We start from the raw sequence: 24,376 nt of genomic DNA, 5'->3' as shown, positions 1-24,376 counted from the left end.
GGGGTTCTGAGATAAATTCGGATAAAAAAAAGGTGATAGACTGTATTTATGGGTTTTTGCTGCTTGGAAAGCTACTGGGTATGGATTCGGAACAAATCCAAATGGTGTATACTGAAAAACGGCTGGATGATCGAAAAAAAGAACCGTATATTCCACTGAATCCACCAAAATGGAAAATAGGATTCAATACTGTCCCCATTTCTCACACAAATCTTTAAAACTATCATGTTCCCGCAGCCCTTTTTCCTATATAATGAATCTACTAAATGTTAGTGAAATTGGAGGATTCATCCTTGGAGATATTTCAGCAATTTCAGCGTACCATCATCAAAAATTATCTATTAGGCAGTATCATAGCTGTGTTCGGCGTTGGATCCGTGTTCATTTTCCAAACCCTTTCCCTTAAGGAAGACGAATTCATCACTATGGGAGGCATTATCTTCGTTTCGATTGTCACGATGTTCAGCTTTGAATTCCTCGTATTTCAAAAGCATATTCGCCCAATAAAAGACGTTTATCGTAAGAAGAACTCCACCATTGAATTGGAGCTTCTCCTTACAGCTTATAATCAAGCAGAAAGATTCCCCTTATTAACGGTTAAACGGATCATGTTTCCCCACTTCCTGGGGCTTGCCCTCCCATCGACCCTTTTGACAGTCTCCTTTATCCATGGAGGCTCTCTATCCATTCCGTACTCGTACATTCTTTACGCCTGGTGCGGTGCTTTTTTAGTGGCGATCCTTCATGCGTTGATTGAATTCTTCTTAACCTTTAAGGCTTGTCATCAGCTGCAGGGGGATCTGATCCGGAAAGCGATTGAAAAACATGGAGTCAATCCCTCCAACCAGACCACTTTATTTATCAGTTTAAAGCAAAAGATTCTGGCTGCTTCTTTATTTCTTGCTCTGTTTCCGATCCTGCTTTTTTCACTCGCATCACAGATCCGCTTATCTATTGCGGACTCTTCTCTGTTAGTAGACTACTGGAAATGGGCAGGTACCTTGATTTTTATCATAACGGTACTTGCCTTCTATGGTGCTCTCCTTATTTTCAAAAGCATTGAAGGACCTGTCATGGAACTGGTCAATCGTTTTGAAAAAGTGGAACAGGGTCATGTTGCCCCCGCCATAAATACGTATACGGACGAGTTCTCCCATCTCTTCTCGGGATTTAACCATATGGTAGAAGCCATCAATCTAAGGGACCATAAAAACCAGCAGCTCCTCGACCAATTTTTCGCAGTGGTGGCAGGTACATTGGATGCTCGCGACCCTTATACTGCAGGGCATAGCAAGCGCGTTGCGGAATATTCCGTTTTGATTGCCAAACAGTGTAAATGGTCTCTGAAGGACATCGATTTACTCAATAAATCGGCTCTTCTTCATGACATCGGAAAGATTGGGGTCCGTGATGACGTGCTTTTAAAAGAAGGTAAATTGACAGATGAAGAGTTTGATCAGATCAAGCGTCACCCTGTGATCGGAGAAGAAATTGTCAAAGGGGTCCAGATGACGGAAGAACTCCTGCCCATCTTACCGGGGATTAAACATCACCACGAGCGGATGGACGGCTTCGGTTATCCTGATCAATTGAAAGGCGACGAAGTCCCCGTGTTCGGTCGGTTGATCGCTGTCGCCGATGCCTTTGACGCCATGACGTCTGACCGCCCTTATCGAAAAGGGATGCCTTATGAGAAAGCATTCTCCATCCTGCATGAAGGAAAAGGTACACAATGGGACAAGGAATTTGTGGATGCCTTTCTGAAGAAAATGAAAATGGAGACTGAGGTTAATAAAATGACAGGGTGAAACCTGTCACTCCAGGCCAAAAAAAGGATCCGATCGAAACATATCGGATCCTTTTTCTATTCACGCTCTTTAGTTCCATCCAAGCCACCAATGACCATTTCATACATATGGCGCGTTGCGGTCATCGGCTCGACGCCGAGTTCAGACTCAAGAATTCCCTTGCAACGCCTGAACCATTTTACAGCATGGGGGCGATTATTTTTTTGATAATAGCCATACATGATGAGCCTGTAGGCTTCCTCCCAGAGGGGATCGTGTTCGATGATTTCGAGACAATAGTCAATGGCTGCGTCTATCTGTTCCATTCTCACTGCCAGCTGTGCCCGTTTCTCCAGCCCCCTCAGGTACAGGAGCTGCAGTCTCTCTCTTTCTTTCCCGGTCCACCATGTGCCTTTTCTGTCAGGTAAGAACTCGCCTTTGTAGTAGTGAAATCCCCGTTCAAGATATTGAATGGATTTCTCCACATCATTCTCCTTTAACCCTTCCGTGATCCAGGCCGTAAATTGTTCGGCATCGTATTCGATATTCGCCGTTGGATTCAGCCCGTATCCTTCCTGTTGCCTGCCGATGAAGAAAGCCTTTTCCCTTGCTTGTCGTTTGGGCTCCAATACTTTATTCAAGGCGTTGAGCGCAACCTTGAAATCTCGATCTGAACCACTCCCCTCCGGCCACAGCTCTTCAATGATCTCTTCCTTTCTCTTTAGGTTGTTCCTCTGGATCAGGAGGTATTGAAATAACTCCTTTGCCTTTTCTCTATGCCATTGCTTCTCCAGTACTTTATGATCTCCTAAATGGATTTCAAAACGTCCCAGGGTTTGAACTTTGATGGTGTAACCTGGATGGGCAGGAATGGAATCATATCCTAATCTGGTTAATAACTGGTGACAGTACGTGGCATGGATCCCCTCCTGATATGCTTTCACTATTAACGGAATCAGGCTTTGCAAATCTTTAGGTCCGAATATCGTCGGCTTGAAAAAGATAAATTCATACTCTCCCATCTGGATTTCATTTAAACAGGAGGTCATGCTTTCCGTGAACGAATCGGTATCATCTGTGTTATAAGCAATTGCGCTTTTCCACAACTTTGTCATGGTTTTGCCATAACGGTCACCACAGGAATCAAATTGTCTCTCCGCTCGTCTAAAGCTTTTCCCGGCATCTTCGAATTCCCCCCGGTAGTAATCCGTGATTCCAACACTCAGAAGAATAAGGGAATACAGCCACATGTCTTCTACCTTTTCCGTTTCATGCAGCGCCTCTTCAGCCAGTTCCTTCGCTTTTTGAAACTCTCCTAACCTTGCATAAAGAATCGACAGTCCCATATACGGCTCTGCTTTTCCCCTCGAGACATTGATCTGACTCATTAATTCCAGCGACGTTTCATAGCAGTTTTTTGCAAGGGATGTGTCATAGTCGGTGATCAGCTGTACTGCGTGGCCCATCCTGATCCAACCGCAGGCTTCCACAAATGGGGATTTCCCTTTGACCCCCTGACTGATTCCCTGCTGTGCCAGTGATTTGGCTTCGCTTCCATTTCCCATGAATGATTGAATGAGGGACAATAACAATTCTTTTTCCCGGTGAGATTGAGGAAGCTGATCTTCCCCTCCCTTGTAGTGAAGGACCTGCTTTGCCTCCTGAAGCTTTCCTGTTCGGAGGAGCATCCTTGCCTCCAGATTGCCTTCTGCCTTCATGGACCCGTTCCTCTTCCCTTTGTCATACCAAAGCTTTGCCTGTATTGCTTTCCCTGAGTTCACCAGGTTTTCCGCTATCAATACATACAGATGGTTCTTTTCCTCCATATATTCATGCTCTCCGGATTCCAGACAATCAATGGCCTTAAGTAAAAACCGCTGCGCTTTCCCCGGTTGAATTGTATCTAAATAGATACGTCCGATTCCCTCATAGGCTTTACTCAGCATGACGGGGTCTCTTTCTGCATGCATGATTCCACTGCTATAGGCTTTTTCCGCTCTTTCATAAAACGACCGATAGCGAAAGAACTCCCCTTGATAAAACCACAGGGAGTAATATTGATCCTTTAAAAGTTCGGGTATCCCGCTTAAATAATCCCCCAGCGTTTCGAGTTGTCCTCCTTTCATCATCCCTTCAGCTTCACGGGTCAGGATGGCAGATACAGCCTCGATGTTTCCCATTTTCATATAATGAAAGATTGCTTTCTCCCACTTCCCCTTTCCTTCAAAGAATCTGGCGCACTTCAACTGGAGTTCCTTATACAATCCCAGGCTCTCTTCTTTTAATTTCCGTTCTAAAAATGTTTGGAACAAGGCATGGAGTCGAAAATGACGGGACCCTTTCATTTCCTGAAGAAGGGCATTTTTCTCAGAGAGCTGTTTCAGCATTTGCCCGGATCCTGGCAGTTCAAAAATAGCTTCACATGTACTTCCGCTGATTTCATCAAGAATCGATATCTGTTTCAAGAACTGCTGCACGATTGGTGTTTGTTTGGAAAACACTTCCTGGGCCAAGTAATGAAAGAGTTCATCCAGGGACGAATGCTGCTTTTCCACCAAAAGAATGTTTGGATTTTCCCGAAGCTGTGAATGAATCATACTTATGGCAATGACCCATCCTTCAGTTAATTCAAAAATTGTATGGAGCTGGGAGTCAGGAATGACGTTTTCATGAAAGTCTGTCAGAAGTAATTCCACCTCTTCTTTCGTGAGGCACAAATCAACTTCTGATATTTCCATCAATTGGCCGGAGATCTTCAGCTGTATAAACGAGGACCAGGATGGTTTAGTCCGAGTAGAAAGAATGAAATGGATATGACCGGGTAAATGCTCCAGGATCTTCTCCATCCACTGATTAATGAGAAAGGAATGATCCACAAGGTGATAGTCATCCACTATAATGGTGAATGAGTGGGGGATTTTCATACATTCGTTTATAAACAGCGCACTCAACCGATGGATATCATCCTCCTTCATATATTGTCCCATGGACCGGACTGCTTCCCATAGTTCTTCGCCAAAATGAGGAATTTGCTTTTGAATGGCATAAACGATATTTGTGACGAAAGGGACCAGTCCATCATCGTTTTGCGTGATGGAGTACCAGCAATAATTGATGTTCACATCCTGCAAAAACTGGCTGATTGCCGTACTTTTGCCATAGCCTGCCCCAGAATGAACAATCACCAGTTTATACTCTGTAACCGCTCTCATTTTTTTCATTAAGCTTGGACGCCTAATATATGAATGCTTGACAACAGGCGGCACAAACTTGGTTTCAATAATCGGAATTTCTGTTGTCATACAACCACCCTCGAAACGAACGAATTTTCTTACTATTCTATCATATTTATATTGGGCAAAGGAGCACAACTAGTACATATTTTGCAAAAAAAAGAAGACGACCCTCTCATGAGTCGTCTCCTTTCAATCATTATTTTCCAAATTGTACATCCCACTCATTAATCGGCCAATAGCGAAGGTCCACTTTCCCGACAATCTGTTCACGGTCGACAAATCCGAAGTAACGGCTATCCATGCTTCCCCGTCGATTATCCCCTAGGACAAATATCTTCCCCTTCGGAACTACCTTTTCACCAGTGATCTCTTGAAGGGTGAAGTCACCCGTCAGCTTACTCCCAATGAACTCCTGCTTGAATTTCTCTAAATAGGGTTCTGGATAATACTCCCCATTCACATACAGTTTGTCGTCTTTATAAACAATTTTGTCACCTGGCAGGCCAATGATACGCTTCACATAATCTTCTTCTTCATTTGCGTGAAACACCACTACATCAAAGCGGTCCAATTCACCGATATGATAGCCGATTTTATTGACAACCAATTTATTTCCATCTTGCAGTGTCGGCATCATGGATTCGCCTTCCACCACATAGTTGGAGAAGAGAAAGGTTCGAATGATGATAAAGATGATTAATCCAATTCCCAAGGCTTTGATCCATTCAAGTCCTTCTCTTTTTACCTCTTCTCTCAATTTGATTCCTCCTGCTTTTTCCGTTCTATTCGTTGGTCCAATTCCATTTTCTTATTCAGATGTATCTCAATTCGTTTTCCTACTAACCATAATACGAATATAATAGCCACAACGATTACTGTACGAATTGGTTGTTTAATTAATGATATAATATCATACCCAATAAAGCTTATGGTGAATATCATCACCATTTTCCCTGTTACCACCGCCAGCATATATTGAGCGATGCTGATAGAGGATAGACCTGCCACTACATTTACAACTGCAGAAGGTGTAAACGGGAAACATAATAGAATGAACAATGGTCCAAACCCATGCTTGTCTACCCAATTCGTCAAACGATTCACCTGGCGGCTCTTTCTTAAGAATCGAAAAACACGTGCCTCCCCGTATCTCTTTACCAACAGAAATACAATCAGTGCGCCAAGCGTAGCTCCGATCCATGAGAACAGGAAGCCCCACCACAATCCAAATGCATTCGCATTCGCCGTCACAAACACAACCAGCGGAAGGAACGGGAGGAATGCCTCCAACAATGGAAGCAGGATTCCCGGGATCGGTCCAAACGAACGATATTGCTGGATTAAATCCATCATATTTTCAAGCGTAAACCAATCTTTTATCGTATTGATATTCATATTATATGTTTCCCCTTAAACGACAATGAACAGATAAACTCATTTAGTCTTCACTACTTACTATTTTTATCATATCACACCAGAACAGGATTTCCATATTGTAATCTCCCGCGTCGTTTTTATTAATACAAGGTTGCCCAAAGTCTGGGGTTGTAAACCTTTTGATGAAGGTTAATTTTTTCGGGATGGCGGACCCAGTCTGTAGATAAACCTATATGCGTCATTAACGGCTTCCTCCCGCATATTATCGACTTTGCCAATTAAGCTTCCCTATTCCCCATCACCCGCAAATCACCCGCAACACAAGAAACTGCCATCCCCCTAAGGAAATGACAGTTCCCCCTTTATACATGCTCCCCAAACCAATCGACTATTTCTTGTAAACGAGCTTCCCGCAAGGAAGGCTTTCCAATCCTCGAAAGATTGTGATTGGATTCCGGGAAGCGGACGAATCTTGCTTCTTTTTTCTCCCGTTTCAAAGCGATGTATAACTGTTCGGCCTGTTCGATTGGACAGCGGTAATCCTTCTCGCTGTGAAGGATCAATAGAGGAGTGTTCATATCCTTCACATAGGCTAGTGGCGAGTGCTTCCACAGAGTTTCAATGTCGCTAAGATCGCTTTGGATCTGCCACTCTGAGAAATAGTAGCCAATATCGCTGACTCCATAAAAGCTGATCCAGTTACTGATGGAACGCTGGGTAGCCGCAGCTTTGAACCTGTCACTGTGACCGATGATCCAGTTGGTCATGAAGCCACCGTAGCTTCCGCCGGTAACCCCAAGACGGGATTCATCAATGAACGGAAATTCCTTCAGAGCATAATCAACTGCCTTCATGATATCCTCGTAATCCCCGCCCCCGTAATCGCCCCTTACGGCATCAACAAACTCCTGGCCGTATCCGTGACTTCCCCGGGGGTTGATGTATAAGACAGCATAGCCACTGCTTGCCAGCACCTGAAACTCATGGAAAAACGTGTTTCCGTACATCGTGTGCGGACCGCCATGGATTTCGACAATAAGTGGATATTTCTTCCCGTCTTCATATCCTGCAGGCTTCATGATCCAGCCTTGAACCGGCCAATCTTTCGCCCCCTTGTACATGAACGATTCGGGAGAGGATAATTCACGAGCAGCAAGCCAGTCCCCGTTCAGGTTGGTGAGTTTAGTCAGATCTCCTGTCGGGACATGAAGTTCATACAATTCGCCTGGCTCTGTCGGCTTGCTCATGGCCATCAGGATGGTTTGACGATCTGAATAGAGATCGAATCCATAAACGTGCTGCTCTTCCTGAAGGAGTGCAGGATAAATGGCACCTTCGATATGAGCATAGTACAGAACCGTATTCCCCGAATCCGATGCTAGAAAATAAAAACTTTCATTATCCTTTGACCAATGTATTCCCGTTTGGGAAGAGCCCTGGATGCTGTCACTATTAAGATAATCCCCTACCGGAACATCCATCCCGTCTGTCAGGCAAACGGAGTGCCCTGTCTCAAGTTCGTGCACCCATATCTTATTATGAGTTGCGTTTTCAAATTCACGATTATGACCTATAAACGCAAGGTGCTTGCCGTCCGGGGACCAGCTCGCTTCTCCGTAGTATCCCTGTTCACCGTTTATTTGTTCGTATTCTTCCGTTTCAAGGTTAAAGAGATATAAATCGGATTGAAACGAGAAGTCTCTACCTGCTGTCTTGTCGGCTGATAAGGTTAGAAATGTTCCGTCCGGTGACCAGGAGTGAAGGCTATAATCGTACGTATCATCCGTCACCCTTTTCAATTCTTTCGTCCCTATATCCACCCATACTATTTGTGAATAGGCATCATCATGTAAGCCGCGATCATCACTTTTATATTTCATACTTGTTGTTACGAACGGCTTTATTCTTTCGTCTTCGCCTTCCTTTCGATTGAATGTTTCGCCTTTTTCTAAACGAATCGAGAAGGCAATTTGTTCACCGCATGGAGACCAGACAGGATTCGAAACACCTTTCCCGAAATCTGTGACTGCCTCCGCTTCCCCGCCATCCCGGCTGATCAGATAAAGCTGATTGACACCGGTTCGATTTGAGATGAAAGCAATCCTCCTTCCATCAGGAGACCATCTTGGTGATGAAATTTTTTGTTCCCCAAAGGTCCATTGACGAGTGGACTTTTCTTTTAAATCGATACTATGTAAGGTAGAAAAATATTCATTTTTTTCTTCACACATCACCGTTTGAACGAACACAGCCTCATCTCCCGCCGGTGAAAGCCTTGGATCTGAGACGGCCTTTAATTCATAGAGATCTTTTATCGTAATGCCTTTCTTCATGTACCGGCACCTTCCTTTCTTTCTGTCCCCTATATGATTCGACACTGGAAACGATATTCCCTTCGTGGATAAAAACCTTCAACCCCCTTCATAATAGAAATAAAATTAAATTCTACAATTTTCCCTATTGAAAGTATATTGAAAGCAACGTAAAATAAATAATACGAACATACGTTCTAACCCAAATCAAAATGAGAAGGAGTCTTTTCTTATGACAAGAATCCCGGAGAGTGATCGGAATATTTTGGAGCAGGCGATCTATCTGCCCATGGTGCTGACGATATTGAATCGTGACCTGCAAATCGTCAACAGCAGCCCGTTTAAGTTGAAACGACCTTATTTAGAAATGATCGAAGAGACGATGAAGGTCATCCAAGGAGAACTCGCCCATGTTAAAAAGTATATTAGGACGAATAAGATGAAGGTTGAACGGATTCAAACGGATGATTCTTTTACGATGTATATGTTTTTGTATAAGGGGTATGAAGAACACCATAATTACTTCAATCCGAGACTCCGGAACCGGGTGGAGGATTTAATGAGGCATTATTTGTACCGCCGCTTCACGGAAACGGAGACCGATACAACAAAAGAAGCGTGATGCATTGCTCACGCGTCGGTTTTGTGGATATGTCGATTAAGATAGAACGTTTTCATATTATTCGTATCAATCATGATCTTTGTATTATATTTACTTTCCATTTCTGCGATTCGCTGTGTATAGGCAATACGTAAATCCGAGGTGCGGAGCATTTGATTTTCAAAGGAACTGTATGAAATGGGAACCGTGCAGGATTCATTGTTTTGAAGGAAGATTCGTGTTGACCCATTTGTCAATCGTTCATATCCCCGGACATGGGAGTGGGAGATCCAGGCACATTCCTGCTTCACTGGAGATGATGTTGGGAATAGATAAATGGACATATCAGGGTTAACCATGATGGGGGCTTTGTAGATGATACCCGTAAGTTTTTTCGTTCCTTCTTTCCTGCCTTCATAGGAGCAGCCAAAGAATTCACAACTTTTCTTCAGGATATCAAAGGGTTTGAACGGAGAAATTAATACGTCGTCCACCTCAATTATTTTCGTAAATGTCCTGGCGCCATATTCCATAGGCTGAAGGATCATCGTATGGGGATTCACTTCATATTCTTCTATAATTCGAGATTTTTCTCTCATTTCATCGCCTCCATTTACATTTTTCACCAAAATAATACCATAAATTTCGAGGGTTGTCTCCTATATTTTTAAAAATTCTGATATTTATCTTCTTCCGCTCATGTATGAATAAAAAATTATCAGAATATTTAATTTTTTAGTTGAATTTTTACTACTTACCCCATATACTAATAAAAAGAATTCAGGGGTGAGGTATATGGAAAGCAAAAAGTCCTATACAGAAATGATGAAAGCCGCTGCCATGACCCGGAAGAAAGCCGTTGAAAAAAGCGTGATGGAGATCTATATTGATATGGTGTTGCATGAAAGCATTCTAATGACGCAGAAAACCAAACTTCTAACTGACATTGATTCTGCCCTGGATACAAAAGATAAAGTACTGTTCATGAAATTATCAAAAGAATTAAATGACCTGAACGTAAGCTACGGATCATAATAAAAATGGCTGACTCCATCTCTCGAGTCAGCCATTCCCTTTTTAATGGACGGGCCCGTCTTATCTCTTCATGCATGACTTCCTCCCCAATGGCAAATCCTAATAGCTATCCTTAATACGATGGAGCGAATCATCATGATCCTACTAATAAAAGTTCTTGTCCTCTACCTGATCACCATTGCGGCTATGAGACTGATGGGAAAATCAACGATTGTTCAAATGACCCCGTATGACCTGGTGGCGATCATCATCGTCGGGACCATCGCCTCTGAGCCATTGATTTCAACAAAATTCTGGCCGACCATCACAGCCCTCGTCTTCCTTGTGGGGCTCCATGTGCTGTTTTCCTTCCTTACGTTAAGTCAATGGGGAAACCGGTTCTTCCTGGGAGAGCCGACATTGTTAATAAAAAATGGTGAAATATTAGAAGATAATTTGGAAAAATCAAAAATCTCTCTCATTCAATTAACGTCCATCCTCAGATCTCAAGGATACCCCAAGATTTCAGATGTGGACTATGCGATGCTCGAGCCGATCGGTGAGGTGAGCATCATCCCAAAGGTAGAAAATACTCCGGTCACCGTAGAACATCTCAAGTTAAAAATCGACGATGAAGGTCTGCCGATTTCAGTCATAGTGGACGGTAAGATTCAAACCAGGAATTTGAAACTCCTGGGGAAATCGAGGGAATGGCTGGAAACTCAACTAACCAATTCCAACCTGCATCACAAAGATGTGATCTTCGCCTATATGACGGAAAAAGCAAAGAATCTCGTCATCAGCAAAAGAGAAAAGGCCTAGACTGGCCTTTTCTCTTTATGTTACTTCAAGAGTTCAGTAGAAAATGTTCCCGTAAGCTTTTACTGTTAAATAGAATACCACTACAGTATAAATTAAGGCTGTCCAGAATGAAATCGAGTGATAAAAACTCTTTTGTTTCCCTTTTATCATATGTTGGATTCTTTGATACCGGTAACCATCTCCGTACGCATAAATGATGGTCAAAGTGATCAATATTCCAATGATCAATGACCACTCCATCATTGGGCGGCCCGTTTCAAGATAACTCCAAAATGGCAATCCCACTAACACCAACATAGTAAAAGCAATCTTGCTAAAAAACAACAATAGTTTTTGGTTCATGATTACTTCCATCCCCAACCGCCTCTCCATCCAATTTTAATAATATTACTTATTTTACCATATTAGTTATAATTTATCGATAAATAATTACTCAGCCTTTCTGTTTTCAAGTCATAGCTGAATGTGTATTCTTCCCCTCTTTCATTCAAAAATAAAAAAGCCAAGTCAATTTTAGATTTGACTCGGCCTTTTCTCTTTACTCTTCTTTCTTTTGTGCTTCATATTGTTCAAGCATCGACAGACGCTCAAGCATGGTCGGGTGTCCGTAACGGAAAACTTTCACTAAAAGAGGCGGGTTCACTTGGGATAGTCCTACCTTCGATAACTTCTGGAAGGACGAAATGGCCGCTTCCTTGTCACTGGTCATTTCGATGGCATAGCGGTCTGCCCTCGTTTCCTGATACCGGGAGATCCAGTTACTGAGTGGACTGATCGTAAACAAAAGCATGGACGTTATCATTAAAAATAAAGGAAGTGAGCTCAAGTTCGAGACGCTCGATACTTTCAAATCATCACTATGATTCGCCACGATCCCCCTCATCAGCTTGGCTGTCAGGAATAGTCCGAAGAAGGACAGAACGAGATAGATCCCGATCCCGATGTAGATGTGCTTTTCCACATAATGCGCCATTTCATGGGCCATGACAAAGAGGATTTCCTTGTCTGTCAGCTTTTCAAGGGTTGTGTCCCATAAGACGATCCTGGAATTGGATCCCACTCCGGTGACATACGCGTTAAGGGAATTGGTCTTCTCGGACATATCGACTTCAAATACGTGATCTGCAGGGATCTTCGCCCTGTCTGCAAGGGACAGGATCTGCTCCTCCAACGCTTTATCCTTCAATGGATAGAAGTCATTATAGAGGGGGTCTATCAGGACAGGCTGTACGAACATCATGAAAATCGTGAATGGCACAGACAAAGCCCATGCCGCAAGCCACCAGCGCTGTTTGAAGCGCTTCATCAGGGCATACAGGACCGAGACAATGATGAACATCAAAAGATAATTCACCCAGAAATCCGTGATTTCATCTTTCATCCACATGGAAAATGTCTGAGTGGAAATATTGTAGCTTTTTGAAATTTTAAATGAAATGTACTGCAATGGGAAAATTGCGACAAAAGAAGCGATCGACAACCAGAACAAGTAAATGCCCGTTTGAAGAAAACCGTTCTTCACTGTCCCCCTCGCCCACTTCTCAAACACACGGGATACACCGAAAATCATGATCAAGAAATAAAATAACCATTCATACGGAGTGGATAAGAAGAACAAGAGATTCTTGATTTTCGAAAAGTCCTCACTCAACATGATTTCTTTATTGTTCATAAAAGTAGCCGGGTCCGCACTGCTTCCCTTATACATTTCAGGTAAAGTGGAATCCGCCAGGAAAAATAAGTACACATATAAAAATAAGCCTAATAGCAAATAAGCAAATATCGACCGTAACGCCCATTTTCTAGCCAACATGTTTCCTCCCTTCTCGTCTTCACTACTATATGTAATACCCTGTCCAAAGTTTTAGAACCTAAACACATCTCAGTAAAAGTACCCGGCTTGACGTGATAAATCGTTTATATACCCTTCTGGAGTTTTTATGTGTAAAAAAAGCCCCGACCCAGAGAATCGCGACTCACTTGCACCTACATTAAGAATATCGAATACAGCGACAAAACGGAAATCGCCCCGATCACCACAAGGATTACGTTGGCACCAAGAAAAGCAATGACAAAGGCGGCAACCGTCCCTACCGCTCCAAACAGGAGGTTCCCTTCCTGGATCAACACGATACTCGGGAAAATTAACGCTCCCAATACAGCAAAAGGGACATTTTTTAACACACCTTGAAGAAATGGAGGGAGCTCTTTTCCTTTAAACACAATGAAAGGAAGCATTCTCGGAATGTACGTCACTATTGCCATTCCGATGATCATCCATACAATCGTACTATTCATCGGATCTTCCCCCTCTCTTTTACCGAAACCACCACTTCCACAATCACCGCTGAAACAATGGTAGCGGCCACAATCGACCAGCCATTTGAAAGGGTCGTGGTAAACAGGAGGATACTATTCAGAGTACCAGCTACCACAGCCAAAAACGTGACCTTGACGCTTTTTTTCATGGACGGAACGAGAAGTCCGACAAACATGGCGTAAAGCGCAATCGTCATGCTGGCCTGAAGGAATGCAGGAAGGATCTCCCCGATAAAGTACCCTATCCCGGAGTTCACGACCCAGCTTCCGTATGAGATGAGTATGACACCAACGGCAAAACCCGTCCGTACCTTTCCCTCTTTGACACTGATGACCGTGAAGGTTTCGTCCGTGATGCCAAACGCATAGAAAAGCTTTTTAAACAAACGGTCTTCCTCAAGCTTCTCACTTAACGAAGCAGACATCAGAAAGTGGCGGATGTTCACGATGAACGTTGTGAGAATGATCTCAAAAATCCCGGTCCCCACCGCAATCAGACTCAATGAAATGTACTGAGCGGCCCCGGCGAACACGAGCATGCTCATCAGGATTGTCTCCGTCACGGTTAATCCGGTTGTCCGTGCCAATAATCCAAAGGTCAGGGCAACGGGCATATATCCGATCGCAATGCTAAGACCACCCTGCAGGCCAAGGCGAAAATCACTTACTTTTTTCGTTGAAAGAAGTGCCTCCATCCTCTCACATCCTTTATAATAGAAGTCAGTACTATTTTTATTTTTCGATAATTTATTATATTATACATACAGATGCTATAGTATACAAGAGGAGTTTTGAGCATGGAAAATTTCCCGATACAAATTGGTGATAATATTAGAAAGATCCGTAGAGAACGCGGTTTCAGCCTGGAACAAATGGCTGAGAGAACAGGAGTCAGCAAAGCAATGATCGGCCAGATTGAACGGGGTGACTCGAACCCCACTGTTGCGATACTGTGGAAAATAGCCAATGGATTGAAGGTTTCTTTCTCTTCCCTCATCGAAAAGCCAAACAAACAAGTGTCCATCATTCATTATGAGGACGTCCAGCCTGTGCTTGAAGATGACGGCAACTATGTCGTGTACCCGATCTTTCCTTTCGACCCATTGAAAAAATGGGAAAGCTATCGAGTGGAGATGAAGCCTGGATGTGCCTACTGTAATGAAGGGCATACGAAGGGGGTAGAGGAATACATCACGGTCCTCTCTGGAAGTGTTTCCCTCAAGATAGCTGAGGAAAAATATGTATTGCCTGAAGGAAGCTCGATTCGGTTCGCCGGGGACTCCGGTCATGAATATTCCAACGAGTCAGATCAGGTGGCTGTCTGCCAGATGGTCATATATTACGGGGAAGAGTAAAGCTGCCATGGAATGGTGATCCCATTCCATGGCAGCTTTTTTCTTCATGCAAAGCGTGTCAATACGTGGATCTGACCAATATACTATTACATCTATTAAAAAAGTTGAGAGGAGAATAATGAACATGACTCCTTCCTTACCCTCATTTGACCTCCAAATCGATCGTACTGATTTAAGGGAACTGGAACGTGATGTATGGAGTACCTCACCTGTGCCGGCCCGTTTAGAGATAGAGAATACCATGTATGACATCCATATCCGGTACAGGGGGTCTTACACACGGGAATTGAAAAAGAAATCATATCATGTAGAATTTGATAATCCACCCGGATGGGACGCTTCCTCAGAAATACATTTGAATGCAGAGTCATTCGATCCTTCTCACTTCCGAAACAAACTTTCCCTTGATTTCATGAGGGATGTGGGGATTCACACTCCGAATAGTCAGCATGTATTTCTTACCCAGGAGGGAGAACCCCTAGGTTTATACCTTCAACTCGAGTCGGTGGATGAAATGTACCTGAAAAAGAGAGAGCTTCCCCCCGGAACGATTTATTATGCAGTCAGCGACAAAGCTGATTTTTCACAAAAAAGGAAAAGAGGTCTTACATCAGGTTATCAACGAAAACTTGGAAAAATGGAAGATGACCATCTACTTATTCACTTCATCAAGAGAATCAATGCACCTTCAACCTTCCAACGGGAAATCCCCCAATGGTTACACATGGAGAACTACTTGAGGTGGCTCGCTGGAGCTGTTTGTACGATGAACAATGATGGATTCACTCACAACTACGCTTTATATTTAAACCGGCGCGATCAGCTATTTTCCATCATTCCCTGGGATTACGATGCTACGTTTGGACGAAAAGTAAATGGAGACGTCATGGAATGGGATTATGTACCGATTACTGGAAAAACCAAAAACAAACTTACCACACAACTAATGAAACGATCCGGATTTCGGAAATTATATAAAGATATTTTGGAAGAGATACTTGAAACGAAGTTTAATATGGAATACTTTGAAGATAAGGTTTTGAGTTTACATTCATCCCTGAGGCCCTATGTTCTTATGGATCCTCATTTTCAAAAAGATGTTGATTTGTATGACAAAGAACCTTCTTTCATCTTTCAGTTCATTGAAGATCGCAGTGCTTTCCTGAGACAGGAATTAAAGTATCTTTAACTAAAAAAAATACTGCTTGGAAACAAGATGTTCCCAAGCAGTACCATGGATTAACAGAACGTATCCTTCGGTTTTGGAACGGACAAGCCGAACAGTGGACGAAGATAAAGTGCTAGGAACGTGCCGGCAAGGGCCAGGACTCCCCAGATGTAACCGTGAAGACTGAAGGAAGCAATTCCCCCGAAGTAAGCACCGATGTTACATCCGAATGCCAGGCGGGCACCGTACCCCATCAACAGTCCCCCAATGACGGATGCTGAGGCATTTTTTCCGGTGATCTTATTGAAGCGGAACAATCCACCTGCAGCGGAGGCAAGAAACGCTCCAAGGATGACACCGAAATTCAAAACGGTGGTGGAATCAGCAAAGATTGACGCTTGAAGGGCCTCTGCATTGGCTCCTGACCAATAACCCCAGCTTGCAACGTCGACTCCGAACATTCCGGCAAACTTTGATCCCCATAGGGCAAAGGCCGATGTAATTCCCCATGGATTCCCCCTCGTCATGAGAGTGAGGGCATTTAATACCGCAAGCACGATGGCAGCTCCGATAAGAGGCCAGGATCCACGGAAGATCCGCTTCCAGCCTTTTACTGAGGGAAGTTGCGCCATCTGTGGTGGATTCTTCTTCTTTTCGATTCGCATAGTGACCCACGCAACCAGCCCAAAGAATAACATGGAAACGACCCATGCCCCGAAATAACCTAATCCAGTGGACGTCGCTAACGAGATCGGCTTAAAGGAAGGAAGCTCCTCCGTCCAGAATGGAAGATGTGCCGCTCCCACTGTTGCACCCACAATAAAGAATAAAAGTGTGATGAACATGACTGAACGCCCCCCTCCAATCGCATAAAGGGTGCCAGAAGCACATCCACCTCCCAGCTGCATACCGATTCCGAACAGGAAAGCCCCAATAATCAGGCTGACACCGACCGGTGAAACATAGCCAGTGGCTTCCCCGCCAAAAAATGTGTAGCCAGTGGCAAGGAGGGGCGCAAATAAAGTCACGGCAACGGCAAGCATCAACATATGGGATCGCATTGCCTGCCCGTTCCCTACAGACATCACCCTGCGGAAGGCAGAAGTAAATCCGAATCGCGCATGAAATAATGTATAGCCTAACAGCAGTCCAAGAACAAGAAGCACGGTTTGGGCCATTTCTTGTGTAATGAGCAGGTAGATGCCAAGAACCGCTGTGACGATGATCCCACCGGCCACTAGTGAAGTCTGAGGCGAGTCCAATTCGGTACTCGCTTTCTCCGGTCCTTTTTGTTCATTGATTGGTTGAACATAGCCAGCCATAAATAATCCTCCTTAATCTTATTGATTTGGTTGGAATTTATTTTACAATCGTAATAGATTCTATGACATCTGTCAAAAAAAATAGTTTCCAATAAAAAAACCGCTTGAGAAAGCGGTTTTTAATCACGAAACAAGCGCCAACATGACAGGAATCGTCACGATACTCAGAAGGGTCGTGACCAAAGTACTTGCCGACACTAAATCAGGTTCTGTATTGAATTGCAGGGAAAACATCGTCGTGTTCGCTGCAGTCGGCATGCTGGCCAATATGATGAGGATTGAACCCAGTGTCGAGGAAATAGGCAGCAGGGAAACGATAGCCACTGCCAGGATGGGTGAAGCCACCATTCTCATGATCACAATGAAAGATAATGCACTTTTCTCCACTTTCTTCCCTCCAAGAGTGGCGAGCTGCATTCCGAGAACCACCATGATCGTAGGAATCGTCGCTTGTGAAATCAAGTCGATGGTTTGACTTAAGAACAAAGGAACCTTCAGGTGCAAAACCTGAAAAACAAGCCCGATGAACGCTCCATGAAGGATCGGCATTTTAAGGATCTTCATCCAGATTTCCTTCGAGTCCCTCGCTTTGTCACTCCCACTGATGGCATAATACAGGCCGATCGTATTCATAAGAAACGACTGAATCACCATCATGATAACCGCATAGCGGAAACCGATCTCCCCGAACCCGAACAGGATGATCGGTACGCCGTAATTACCGGAATTCATGAATACCCCTGAAAGAATCATAGCCGATGCTCTCGGTTTTGAATAATTCCTGATCCCCGCTACTATTTTAATAGAAAGAATCAATATCATACAAAGGGCAATACAAAAAAGAAAGATATAAAGATAATCCAAATTCAGTTCATTCTCATAAAAGGTCTTGAATGCGAGAAATGGATACATTAAATAGATGGCCATCTTGGATATCGAGTTGATCTCGAATCCCAGTTTCTTTTGGCCGATAAATCCAACGAGAAAGACTAGTAATGCGGGCAGTACGATTAATATTACGTCCATTTATGTCACCACAATCTATTAAAATGAAAGATAGACTTGACTACTCGAGTCAAGCCTAAGTGTACCATATTCACAACAATGGGATAATCAAACCTGCGAGGAGCAGGATCAGCGCACCGCCAAGTCGGGAGGAAATCTGGGCGAATGGCATAAGCTCCATTCGTTTGGAGGCTGACAACACGGCCACATCCCCTGTTCCTCCCATATTCGCCATGCACAGTCCCGCAGTGATTGCTGCTTCGATCGGATAGAAACCAACCAATCTTCCAAGGATTCCCGCACCGATAATCGCCCCTAATACCACTCCGAGTACGGTCAGGATATATTGAAGAGTCAAAGCTTCAAGGACCGTATTCAAATCCGTGTACGCGACACCGATTCCAAATAATAAAGCGAAGGTCCAGTTACTCGCAACAAATTGATACCACTGACTCGCTCCCTCTACTACATTTTGAGGAATGAGGTTTGAAATCTTAGCAACAGCTACAAGAATGATCATGATCGCGTAAGGATGGAGCGGGAGAATGGAGCCCAGCAAGGAACCAACCGTAAAGAATGTCAGGGCAGCAAGTAATCCTACTCCCATCTTGTCAATATTATACTTTTGCTTTGCTTTCTCATAAGTGAAACCTTTCATCAACTGTCCGTTTCCGCTCAGGGAAGGGACTTTTTTTCCGATAATATCAAGGACCGCTGCTAAAATGATAGCAAATACATTTCCTAATGCCAAAGCGGGTACAAGCATGGAAATATAATAACTCGGCTCATTCCCCATCATTTCAGAATAAATCTGACTCATGGGAACAGCTCCTGCTCCCATTCCTCCCCCCATGATCGGCATCGTAATGACGAGTATGGATTCTTGTAGGGTAAATCCGACAAGAGACCCAAATATTCCTGCAACAACCACGGCTCCGGCTACCGCTCCAAATATCGGAAGGAAATAGCGCAGTCCCACTTTAACCAAAACCTTTGAGTTCATTCCTAAAATACTTCCGGTAATTAAGGCAGCAATATAGAAATTCAGAAATCCGCCTGATTTCATAAAGTCTGTCATGGATGTAACCGTTGTCTCCGGCAATATACCAGAATAGACCATAAATGCAGATCCGAATATGGCAATGATCGCCCCACCACCGAGAAACGTTTTTACAATCGGCGTGCGGTCCCCTACCCATCCAAATAACTCACCAAGAACCATCATGACGAGAAGACTTCCAATCATTCCTCCCGGAAGGTTTCCCGTATACAAGCTCGCAAGCGTTATTCCCGTAAAGACCAGGAACCAAAGGATCGGCATATTAAAAATCTGTAGAGAACGTCCTTTCGCAAGAGTTACGTTCTCTTTCGTTTCCTCATTCTTATATGAGAGTGTTGACGCTGCTTGTCCCATTTCCTCATCCCCTTTATTGTAATAAAAAGTACGACCGAACTATTTACTGTGCCGTTTTATCCAGCACCCTTACTTGTTATTTCGTAACCGCTTACACTATATGCTCATTTTATTGAACCGTTTAACCGTTTCATAGATTATGAAACTATTGTTTGTTTTTTGAAATTAAAATAAGCAGCCTCGTAGCTGCTTATAAATAACTTTCCATTCTGGAGATATTCCTTCTATTCAAGGTATACTGATAGACCGGCCTTCCGATTCCATAGACCAGGGTTTCATCCACAATACCGATATCTTTCAAAAACCTGAGATACTTTCTGATTGACACCCTTGAAATAGACGTCACGTCTGCAATATCATCTGTCGAAAAAGACTCTTCTTCAAAACTCACAATCTCCTCATAGATAGACGCCAACGTGCTTCTCGTCAATCCTTTTGGAAGGGACACTTTCTCTAAGGTTTCTTGTACATCCCTGAGTAAAAGTAAATCCAACTCACTCTGATCGACAGTAGATTGTCTTTGGAGCAGGTGATTACTCTCCCGATAAGTCGTCAATGCTTTTTTAAACCGTTCAAACTCGAAAGGCTTGATCAAATAATCCACTACCCCCATGCGAAGAGCACTCTGGATATTATCGGCTTCTGATGCGGCTGTGATGAGAATGACATCTGTCTCCCTCTGCTCCTTGCGTATTTGCTCCAATAAATCCATTCCTGTTCGTTCCCCGGGCATATAAACATCCAATAAAATCAGGTCAATCTTACATTCCTTCAATTTCACCATGGCATCTTCAATCGAATTCGAAATCCCGATTAATTGAAACCCTTTGATTTCCCCCAGATAACTTTGATTAAATCGGGCTACCATGGGATCGTCTTCTACAATCAATACATTAATCACTTTTCTTCCCCTCCTTATATGAAGCTTGAACAATCAGTGTCGTTCCTGAGCCTACCTTTGATTCAACATGAAGACTCCCATTGAGTTTGCCGAGGCACTCTTTCACTAAGAAAAGGCCATACCCCCGTTCTTCCCCCTTGGAAGAAAACCCTTTGGTGAAAATATCCTCTACCATATCATCCGGCATTCCGATTCCTGTATCGGTTACAACCATTTCAAACTGATCCTCCCGATAAAATAACTCCATCAATACTTCCTTTTCATCACATTCCATGGTTGCCTCAATACTATTATCCAAGAGGTTTCCGATCACGGTAATCAGCTTATGGGTAACGCCTGGATCCGAGGGTTCTGGAATGACGTCATGGCATTCAATGGTTAATGATACGTTCTTTTCCCTGGCGTAGCTTAGTTTCCCCATAATAAAACCGGCAAGGGCAGGGTCTTTCACTTTCGACGTCACCATGCTCACTTCATCAACACGTAAGGAAACAAGCTCTTTCACATACCGGTCTAAATGGGTGTAATCCTTCATCTTAAGTAATCCCAGGATCACATGCAATTTATTCATGAACTCATGGGACTGGGCACGGAGCGCTTCCGCATATGATTTTACACCTGTTAGTTGCTCCGCCAATTGATTTACTTCCGTCTTATCCCGGAAAGTAGAGATCGCTCCAACTACCTCATCGTTAACGATTAATGGAACCCGGTTCACGAGTATAGCTACCCCATTGATTGTCTGCTCTTCATCTAGCTCAGATTTTCCCGTCTCCATGACACGTTCAAGCCCTGTATAAGGCATATATTCCTTAATGGGCATTCCTATCGGATCTGAGTTCAGACCAGCTTCATTGAAAATTTTCAGTGCTGATATATTCACCAGGGAAATGGTAGTATCCTTATTCACAGCCACCACTCCTTCATGAACAGACTGGAGCATCGTGTTCCGTTCCTCCAAAATCTTAGCGATTGCTATAGGTTCAAGCCCGAATAAAATTTTCTTTATGTACTTCGCAATGATAATAGCTCCAATGATCCCCACAGCAACTCCGATGACCGATCCCAATAAAATGTTCGAGTGGCTTTGATTCAATGCTTCCTCTACACTATTCAGGGAAATCCCGACTGCCACTGCTCCGATTTGTTCATGCTGCTCATTATAAACGGGAGAAAATGCCCTGACAGACTTACCAAGAGTCCCCTCGGAAATGGACAAGCTTTCTTTTCCTTCCAGAACGTCTTTTTCATCCCCGCCGACAAAGTGCTTGCCAATTCGTTCAGGATCAGGGTGGGATTTACGTATGCCCTCCATATTCATCACCACAACAAACAAGACGTCTGCTGATTCTTGAATATCCAGTGCGTATTCTTGAATGCTCTCTTCACTTTCTTGTTTCTGAAGACCACTCTTTACAATGGTTGAGTGAGCCACTGTCCTTGAAACGATCTTGGCTTTTTCTTCAATATTTGCTTCAATATTGTCATTGATGGTCCTTGAAATAAGCAGGTCGGTTATGACAAGGGAAATAAGGACAACACCACAGACAAAGAGGATGATAAGGGTACTTAATCTAAGCTTTTTCATTTTCACGGGAGTCCTCCTGTGTAGTTTGCTATGATTGTATTTTACATGATTATTGGTTTTATATAGACTCTCGAAAATAAAGTGGCACCGTTTCAAAACCTCTTTTGAAAGAATGATTCTAGGGATAATTCACCAGAACCTTTATAGGAGAACTGTTTCCTGTATCCAACTCTTCAAAACACTCGGGTAGCTCCTCAAAGTTAATCGTTTTCTCAAACAACTCGCGTAATCCGGAACTCTTATCTTTGATCTGTTCAAAATACCATTTCGAGTGCTTTTTATAATCCCAGCCATCACTTGAACCAACAACCTTAAGTTCTTTACGGTAAAAGTCAGGTTGCAGTACAAAAGGCTCCTTATTTCCGTCGGATAATATGCAAATTTCAGCTTCCTGCTTAAGGGATTTTTGAAGAAACTTGAATCCTTTATTAAAACCTGAACACACTAACCCGTAATCATAGTAGTTACTTGGGTATGCATTTACATTATGATAAATGGTTTCTGCACCCAGTTTCCTTGCTAGTCTGCCTCTGGTACCACGAGGTTCTATCATATCAATGTGCCTTACGTTCATATACTCTTTCAAAAAATAGACAGCCAATAGACCCATAGTGCCGGCACCTGTAACCGCCACACGATCAGTCGCTTTCGGGTTCAACTTGAGACATCCTTTCGCTGCATCACATGACAATATGACGAGCAAAGCATCAGCATGATGGATACCAACCGGCACAAAAATGGCCTTACTCTCTTTTACAACCCCGTAATCCTTATGCCCATAAAACGCAATCGCCAGGTCACCAATCTTAAAGCCTTTGACTGCCTCCCCAATGGCTATCACTTTCCCAAAGCTTTCATATCCTGTTTCTTTAGGGTACGACGGTGGATCATCGGTAAGATCGGTTTCATTATATTGAGGAAGTTCTGCCCCGATGCTGATGGCTCCTGCAACGGTTTTAATTAGAATTTCATCTTCTTTTAGTGGGGGTATGGTTTTGGTGGTCCATTTCCATGTCTTTTTTGCCTTGAGTTCAAGTACTGTTTGTATCATGTGATCCTCCCTTTCATGAATTTTAATGGAAAAGCTATTAAAAAAAAAGAACCCTCAAAGGAGTTCTTTTGAACCAATCTTCTCACTTCCCCTTAAACTCCGGCTTCCTCTTCTGACTGAATGCCAATAAAGCCTCCACCCGGTCTTCAGTGGGAATCGTGATTTCATATGCTTTTCTTTCAATCTGCAAACCCGTCTGCAGATCTGTATTCATCCCATTCTTCACGGCAAACTTTGCCTGTTGCAAGGCAATTGGCCCGTTCACTAACATCGGTTCCACGAATGCATGCATTTCACCCAAGAAATTCTCTTTTTCTACTACTTTTGTAACAAGTCCGATGTTCAACGCTTCTTCTGAAGTTAATCGCTTAGCCGTCAAAATAAGCTCGAGGGCTTTGGATTCGCCAACCAATCTTGGAAGACGCTGGGTACCCCCTGCTCCCGGGATGATGGCAAGGCTTGTTTCAGTCAGTCCCATTGTCGTACTTGCTACAGCAATTCGGAAGTCACAAGCCAGGGCCAGTTCCATCCCTCCACCAAATGCGTAGCCGTTCATCGCAGCAATGGTAGGTTGTGGGAGGGTGGCGACGGATTGGAAGACTTCGCCGATTTTATAGACGTTGCGGATGACTTGTTGTTCCGTAAGGGTCTTTCGTTCTTTTAAGTCGGCACCGACCGAGAAGGCTTTTTCTCCGCTTCCTGTGAAGATGACGACTCTGATGTCCGGGTTGATGCGCAGGGCTTCGACTACTTGCTGGAGTTCATTCAGAGTATCGTAATTAAAGGCGTTCATTGCCTCCGGTCGGTTGATGGTAACCGTTGCAACGTGACCCTTTTGTTCTAGTAAAATGGATTCCATGTTTGTTCTCCCCTTTGTATAAGTGTTTCCTCCTTATGTATGATTCGACAAGAATCGAGAAAACCCTTTCATTTTTTAGGCTGTATTCGTAAACTTTATTGTTTTTAAAAGAATAGTGCAGGTTGATTTCCGCTCCATTCAACTTTCTAAGCGCAGGTTCCTGAAATAGACAAATAAATACCTTCAGTATTAACAGCCGATTTTTTTTGCGGTTGTGAATCAGCCTACCCATACTGACCTCCTGC

23 protein-coding genes are annotated in these 24,376 nt (G+C 43.5%); 7 read left to right on the top strand and 16 right to left on the bottom strand.

What is annotated here, in order from left to right; all coding sequences use genetic code 11:
- On the top strand, positions 1-218 hold a 218-nt coding region (locus BAA9072_RS24280; protein WP_230980879.1), incomplete at its 5' end, for a hypothetical protein.
- Positions 219-293: 75 nt separating this feature from the next.
- The gene (locus BAA9072_RS14815; protein ID WP_201715451.1) at positions 294-1,808 is read left to right on the top strand and encodes an HD-GYP domain-containing protein; all 1,515 of its coding nucleotides are present in this window, start codon (positions 294-296) and stop codon (positions 1,806-1,808) included.
- Positions 1,809-1,864: 56 nt separating this feature from the next.
- On the opposite strand, the gene BAA9072_RS14810 is transcribed toward BAA9072_RS14815, so the two are convergent.
- From BAA9072_RS14810 to BAA9072_RS14795, 4 genes are all read right to left on the bottom strand, one after another.
- Entirely contained in the window at positions 1,865-5,089 is a 3,225-nt protein-coding gene (locus BAA9072_RS14810; protein WP_201715450.1) for a BTAD domain-containing putative transcriptional regulator, read from the bottom strand.
- Positions 5,090-5,219: 130 nt separating this feature from the next.
- Positions 5,220-5,780, bottom strand: a complete 561-nt coding sequence (gene lepB, locus BAA9072_RS14805) for a signal peptidase I (RefSeq protein WP_201715449.1) — start codon at positions 5,778-5,780, stop codon at positions 5,220-5,222.
- Positions 5,777-6,418, bottom strand: a complete 642-nt coding sequence (locus tag BAA9072_RS14800) for a TVP38/TMEM64 family protein (RefSeq protein ID WP_201715448.1) — start codon at positions 6,416-6,418, stop codon at positions 5,777-5,779. The genes lepB and BAA9072_RS14800 overlap by 4 nt, the downstream gene beginning before the upstream one ends.
- Before the next feature lie 344 nt (positions 6,419-6,762).
- Positions 6,763-8,733: a S9 family peptidase gene (locus tag BAA9072_RS14795; RefSeq protein ID WP_201715447.1), complete on the bottom strand. Its 1,971-nt coding sequence runs from the start codon at positions 8,731-8,733 to the stop codon at positions 6,763-6,765.
- 211 nt (positions 8,734-8,944) lie between these two features.
- On the opposite strand from BAA9072_RS14795, the gene BAA9072_RS14790 reads away from it, so the two are divergent.
- The gene (locus BAA9072_RS14790) at positions 8,945-9,334 is read left to right on the top strand and encodes a hypothetical protein (RefSeq protein ID WP_201715446.1); all 390 of its coding nucleotides are present in this window, start codon (positions 8,945-8,947) and stop codon (positions 9,332-9,334) included.
- 8 nt (positions 9,335-9,342) lie between these two features.
- Here the strand turns inward: BAA9072_RS14790 and BAA9072_RS14785 are convergent, their stop codons facing one another.
- Positions 9,343-9,912, bottom strand: coding sequence for a competence protein ComK (locus BAA9072_RS14785; RefSeq protein ID WP_201715445.1), 570 nt, complete (start codon positions 9,910-9,912; stop codon positions 9,343-9,345).
- A 196-nt stretch (positions 9,913-10,108) separates the two neighbouring features.
- On the opposite strand from BAA9072_RS14785, the gene BAA9072_RS14780 reads away from it, so the two are divergent.
- Together BAA9072_RS14780 and BAA9072_RS14775 are read left to right on the top strand one after the other, a co-directional pair.
- On the top strand, positions 10,109-10,348 hold the full coding sequence (locus tag BAA9072_RS14780) for an IDEAL domain-containing protein (protein WP_201715444.1): 240 nt from the start codon (positions 10,109-10,111) through the stop codon (positions 10,346-10,348).
- 135 nt (positions 10,349-10,483) lie between these two features.
- Entirely contained in the window at positions 10,484-11,149 is a 666-nt protein-coding gene (locus tag BAA9072_RS14775; RefSeq protein ID WP_201715443.1) for a DUF421 domain-containing protein, read from the top strand.
- 33 nt (positions 11,150-11,182) lie between these two features.
- Here BAA9072_RS14775 and BAA9072_RS14770 read toward each other — a convergent pair whose 3' ends face one another.
- From BAA9072_RS14770 to BAA9072_RS14755, 4 genes are all read right to left on the bottom strand, one after another.
- Positions 11,183-11,491, bottom strand: a complete 309-nt coding sequence (locus tag BAA9072_RS14770; protein ID WP_201715442.1) for a hypothetical protein — start codon at positions 11,489-11,491, stop codon at positions 11,183-11,185.
- A gap of 196 nt (positions 11,492-11,687) precedes the next feature.
- Complete coding sequence (locus BAA9072_RS14765; protein ID WP_201715464.1) at positions 11,688-12,959, bottom strand: M48 family metallopeptidase; 1,272 nt, start codon at positions 12,957-12,959, stop codon at positions 11,688-11,690.
- A gap of 176 nt (positions 12,960-13,135) precedes the next feature.
- Positions 13,136-13,447 carry an AzlD domain-containing protein gene (locus BAA9072_RS14760; RefSeq protein WP_201715441.1) on the bottom strand — a complete coding sequence of 104 codons (312 nt, stop codon included), beginning with the start codon at positions 13,445-13,447 and terminating at the stop codon, positions 13,136-13,138.
- Positions 13,444-14,163 carry an AzlC family ABC transporter permease gene (locus tag BAA9072_RS14755; RefSeq protein ID WP_201715440.1) on the bottom strand — a complete coding sequence of 240 codons (720 nt, stop codon included), beginning with the start codon at positions 14,161-14,163 and terminating at the stop codon, positions 13,444-13,446. The genes BAA9072_RS14760 and BAA9072_RS14755 overlap by 4 nt, the downstream gene beginning before the upstream one ends.
- A 102-nt stretch (positions 14,164-14,265) precedes the next feature.
- On the opposite strand from BAA9072_RS14755, the gene BAA9072_RS14750 reads away from it, so the two are divergent.
- Both BAA9072_RS14750 and BAA9072_RS14745 read left to right on the top strand, forming a co-directional pair.
- Entirely contained in the window at positions 14,266-14,823 is a 558-nt protein-coding gene (locus tag BAA9072_RS14750) for a helix-turn-helix domain-containing protein (protein WP_201715439.1), read from the top strand.
- 124 nt (positions 14,824-14,947) lie between these two features.
- Positions 14,948-16,012 (top strand): CotH kinase family protein, encoded by a 1,065-nt coding sequence (locus tag BAA9072_RS14745; RefSeq protein ID WP_201715438.1) that lies wholly within the window; start codon positions 14,948-14,950, stop codon positions 16,010-16,012.
- Positions 16,013-16,062: 50 nt separating this feature from the next.
- Here BAA9072_RS14745 and BAA9072_RS14740 read toward each other — a convergent pair whose 3' ends face one another.
- The 7 genes from BAA9072_RS14740 to BAA9072_RS14710 form a co-directional block, all read right to left on the bottom strand.
- Positions 16,063-17,313, bottom strand: coding sequence for a YeeE/YedE family protein (locus BAA9072_RS14740; RefSeq protein WP_201715437.1), 1,251 nt, complete (start codon positions 17,311-17,313; stop codon positions 16,063-16,065).
- Between the two features lie 123 nt (positions 17,314-17,436).
- Positions 17,437-18,339 (bottom strand): AEC family transporter, encoded by a 903-nt coding sequence (locus BAA9072_RS14735; protein ID WP_201715436.1) that lies wholly within the window; start codon positions 18,337-18,339, stop codon positions 17,437-17,439.
- Positions 18,340-18,409: 70 nt separating this feature from the next.
- Entirely contained in the window at positions 18,410-19,732 is a 1,323-nt protein-coding gene (locus BAA9072_RS14730) for a 2-hydroxycarboxylate transporter family protein (protein WP_201715435.1), read from the bottom strand.
- A 190-nt stretch (positions 19,733-19,922) separates the two neighbouring features.
- Entirely contained in the window at positions 19,923-20,633 is a 711-nt protein-coding gene (locus BAA9072_RS14725; protein ID WP_201715434.1) for a response regulator, read from the bottom strand.
- Positions 20,626-22,221, bottom strand: a complete 1,596-nt coding sequence (gene dcuS / locus BAA9072_RS14720) for a DcuS/MalK family sensor histidine kinase (protein ID WP_230980882.1) — start codon at positions 22,219-22,221, stop codon at positions 20,626-20,628. Before dcuS ends, BAA9072_RS14725 begins: the two co-directional genes overlap by 8 nt.
- A gap of 118 nt (positions 22,222-22,339) precedes the next feature.
- A complete protein-coding gene (locus BAA9072_RS14715) occupies positions 22,340-23,272 on the bottom strand; it encodes an alcohol dehydrogenase (RefSeq protein WP_201715432.1) in 933 nt (310 codons plus the stop codon).
- An 82-nt stretch (positions 23,273-23,354) separates the two neighbouring features.
- Positions 23,355-24,131: an enoyl-CoA hydratase-related protein gene (locus BAA9072_RS14710; protein ID WP_201715431.1), complete on the bottom strand. Its 777-nt coding sequence runs from the start codon at positions 24,129-24,131 to the stop codon at positions 23,355-23,357.
- Positions 24,132-24,376 lie beyond the last annotated feature (245 nt).

Source organism: Rossellomorea arthrocnemi (assembly GCF_904424705.1).
In the GTDB taxonomy this organism is placed as follows: domain Bacteria; phylum Bacillota; class Bacilli; order Bacillales; family Bacillaceae_B; genus Rossellomorea; species Rossellomorea arthrocnemi.
Note: the sequence above shows the minus strand (reverse complement) of the source record. Positions and strands in the feature narration are given on the sequence as shown.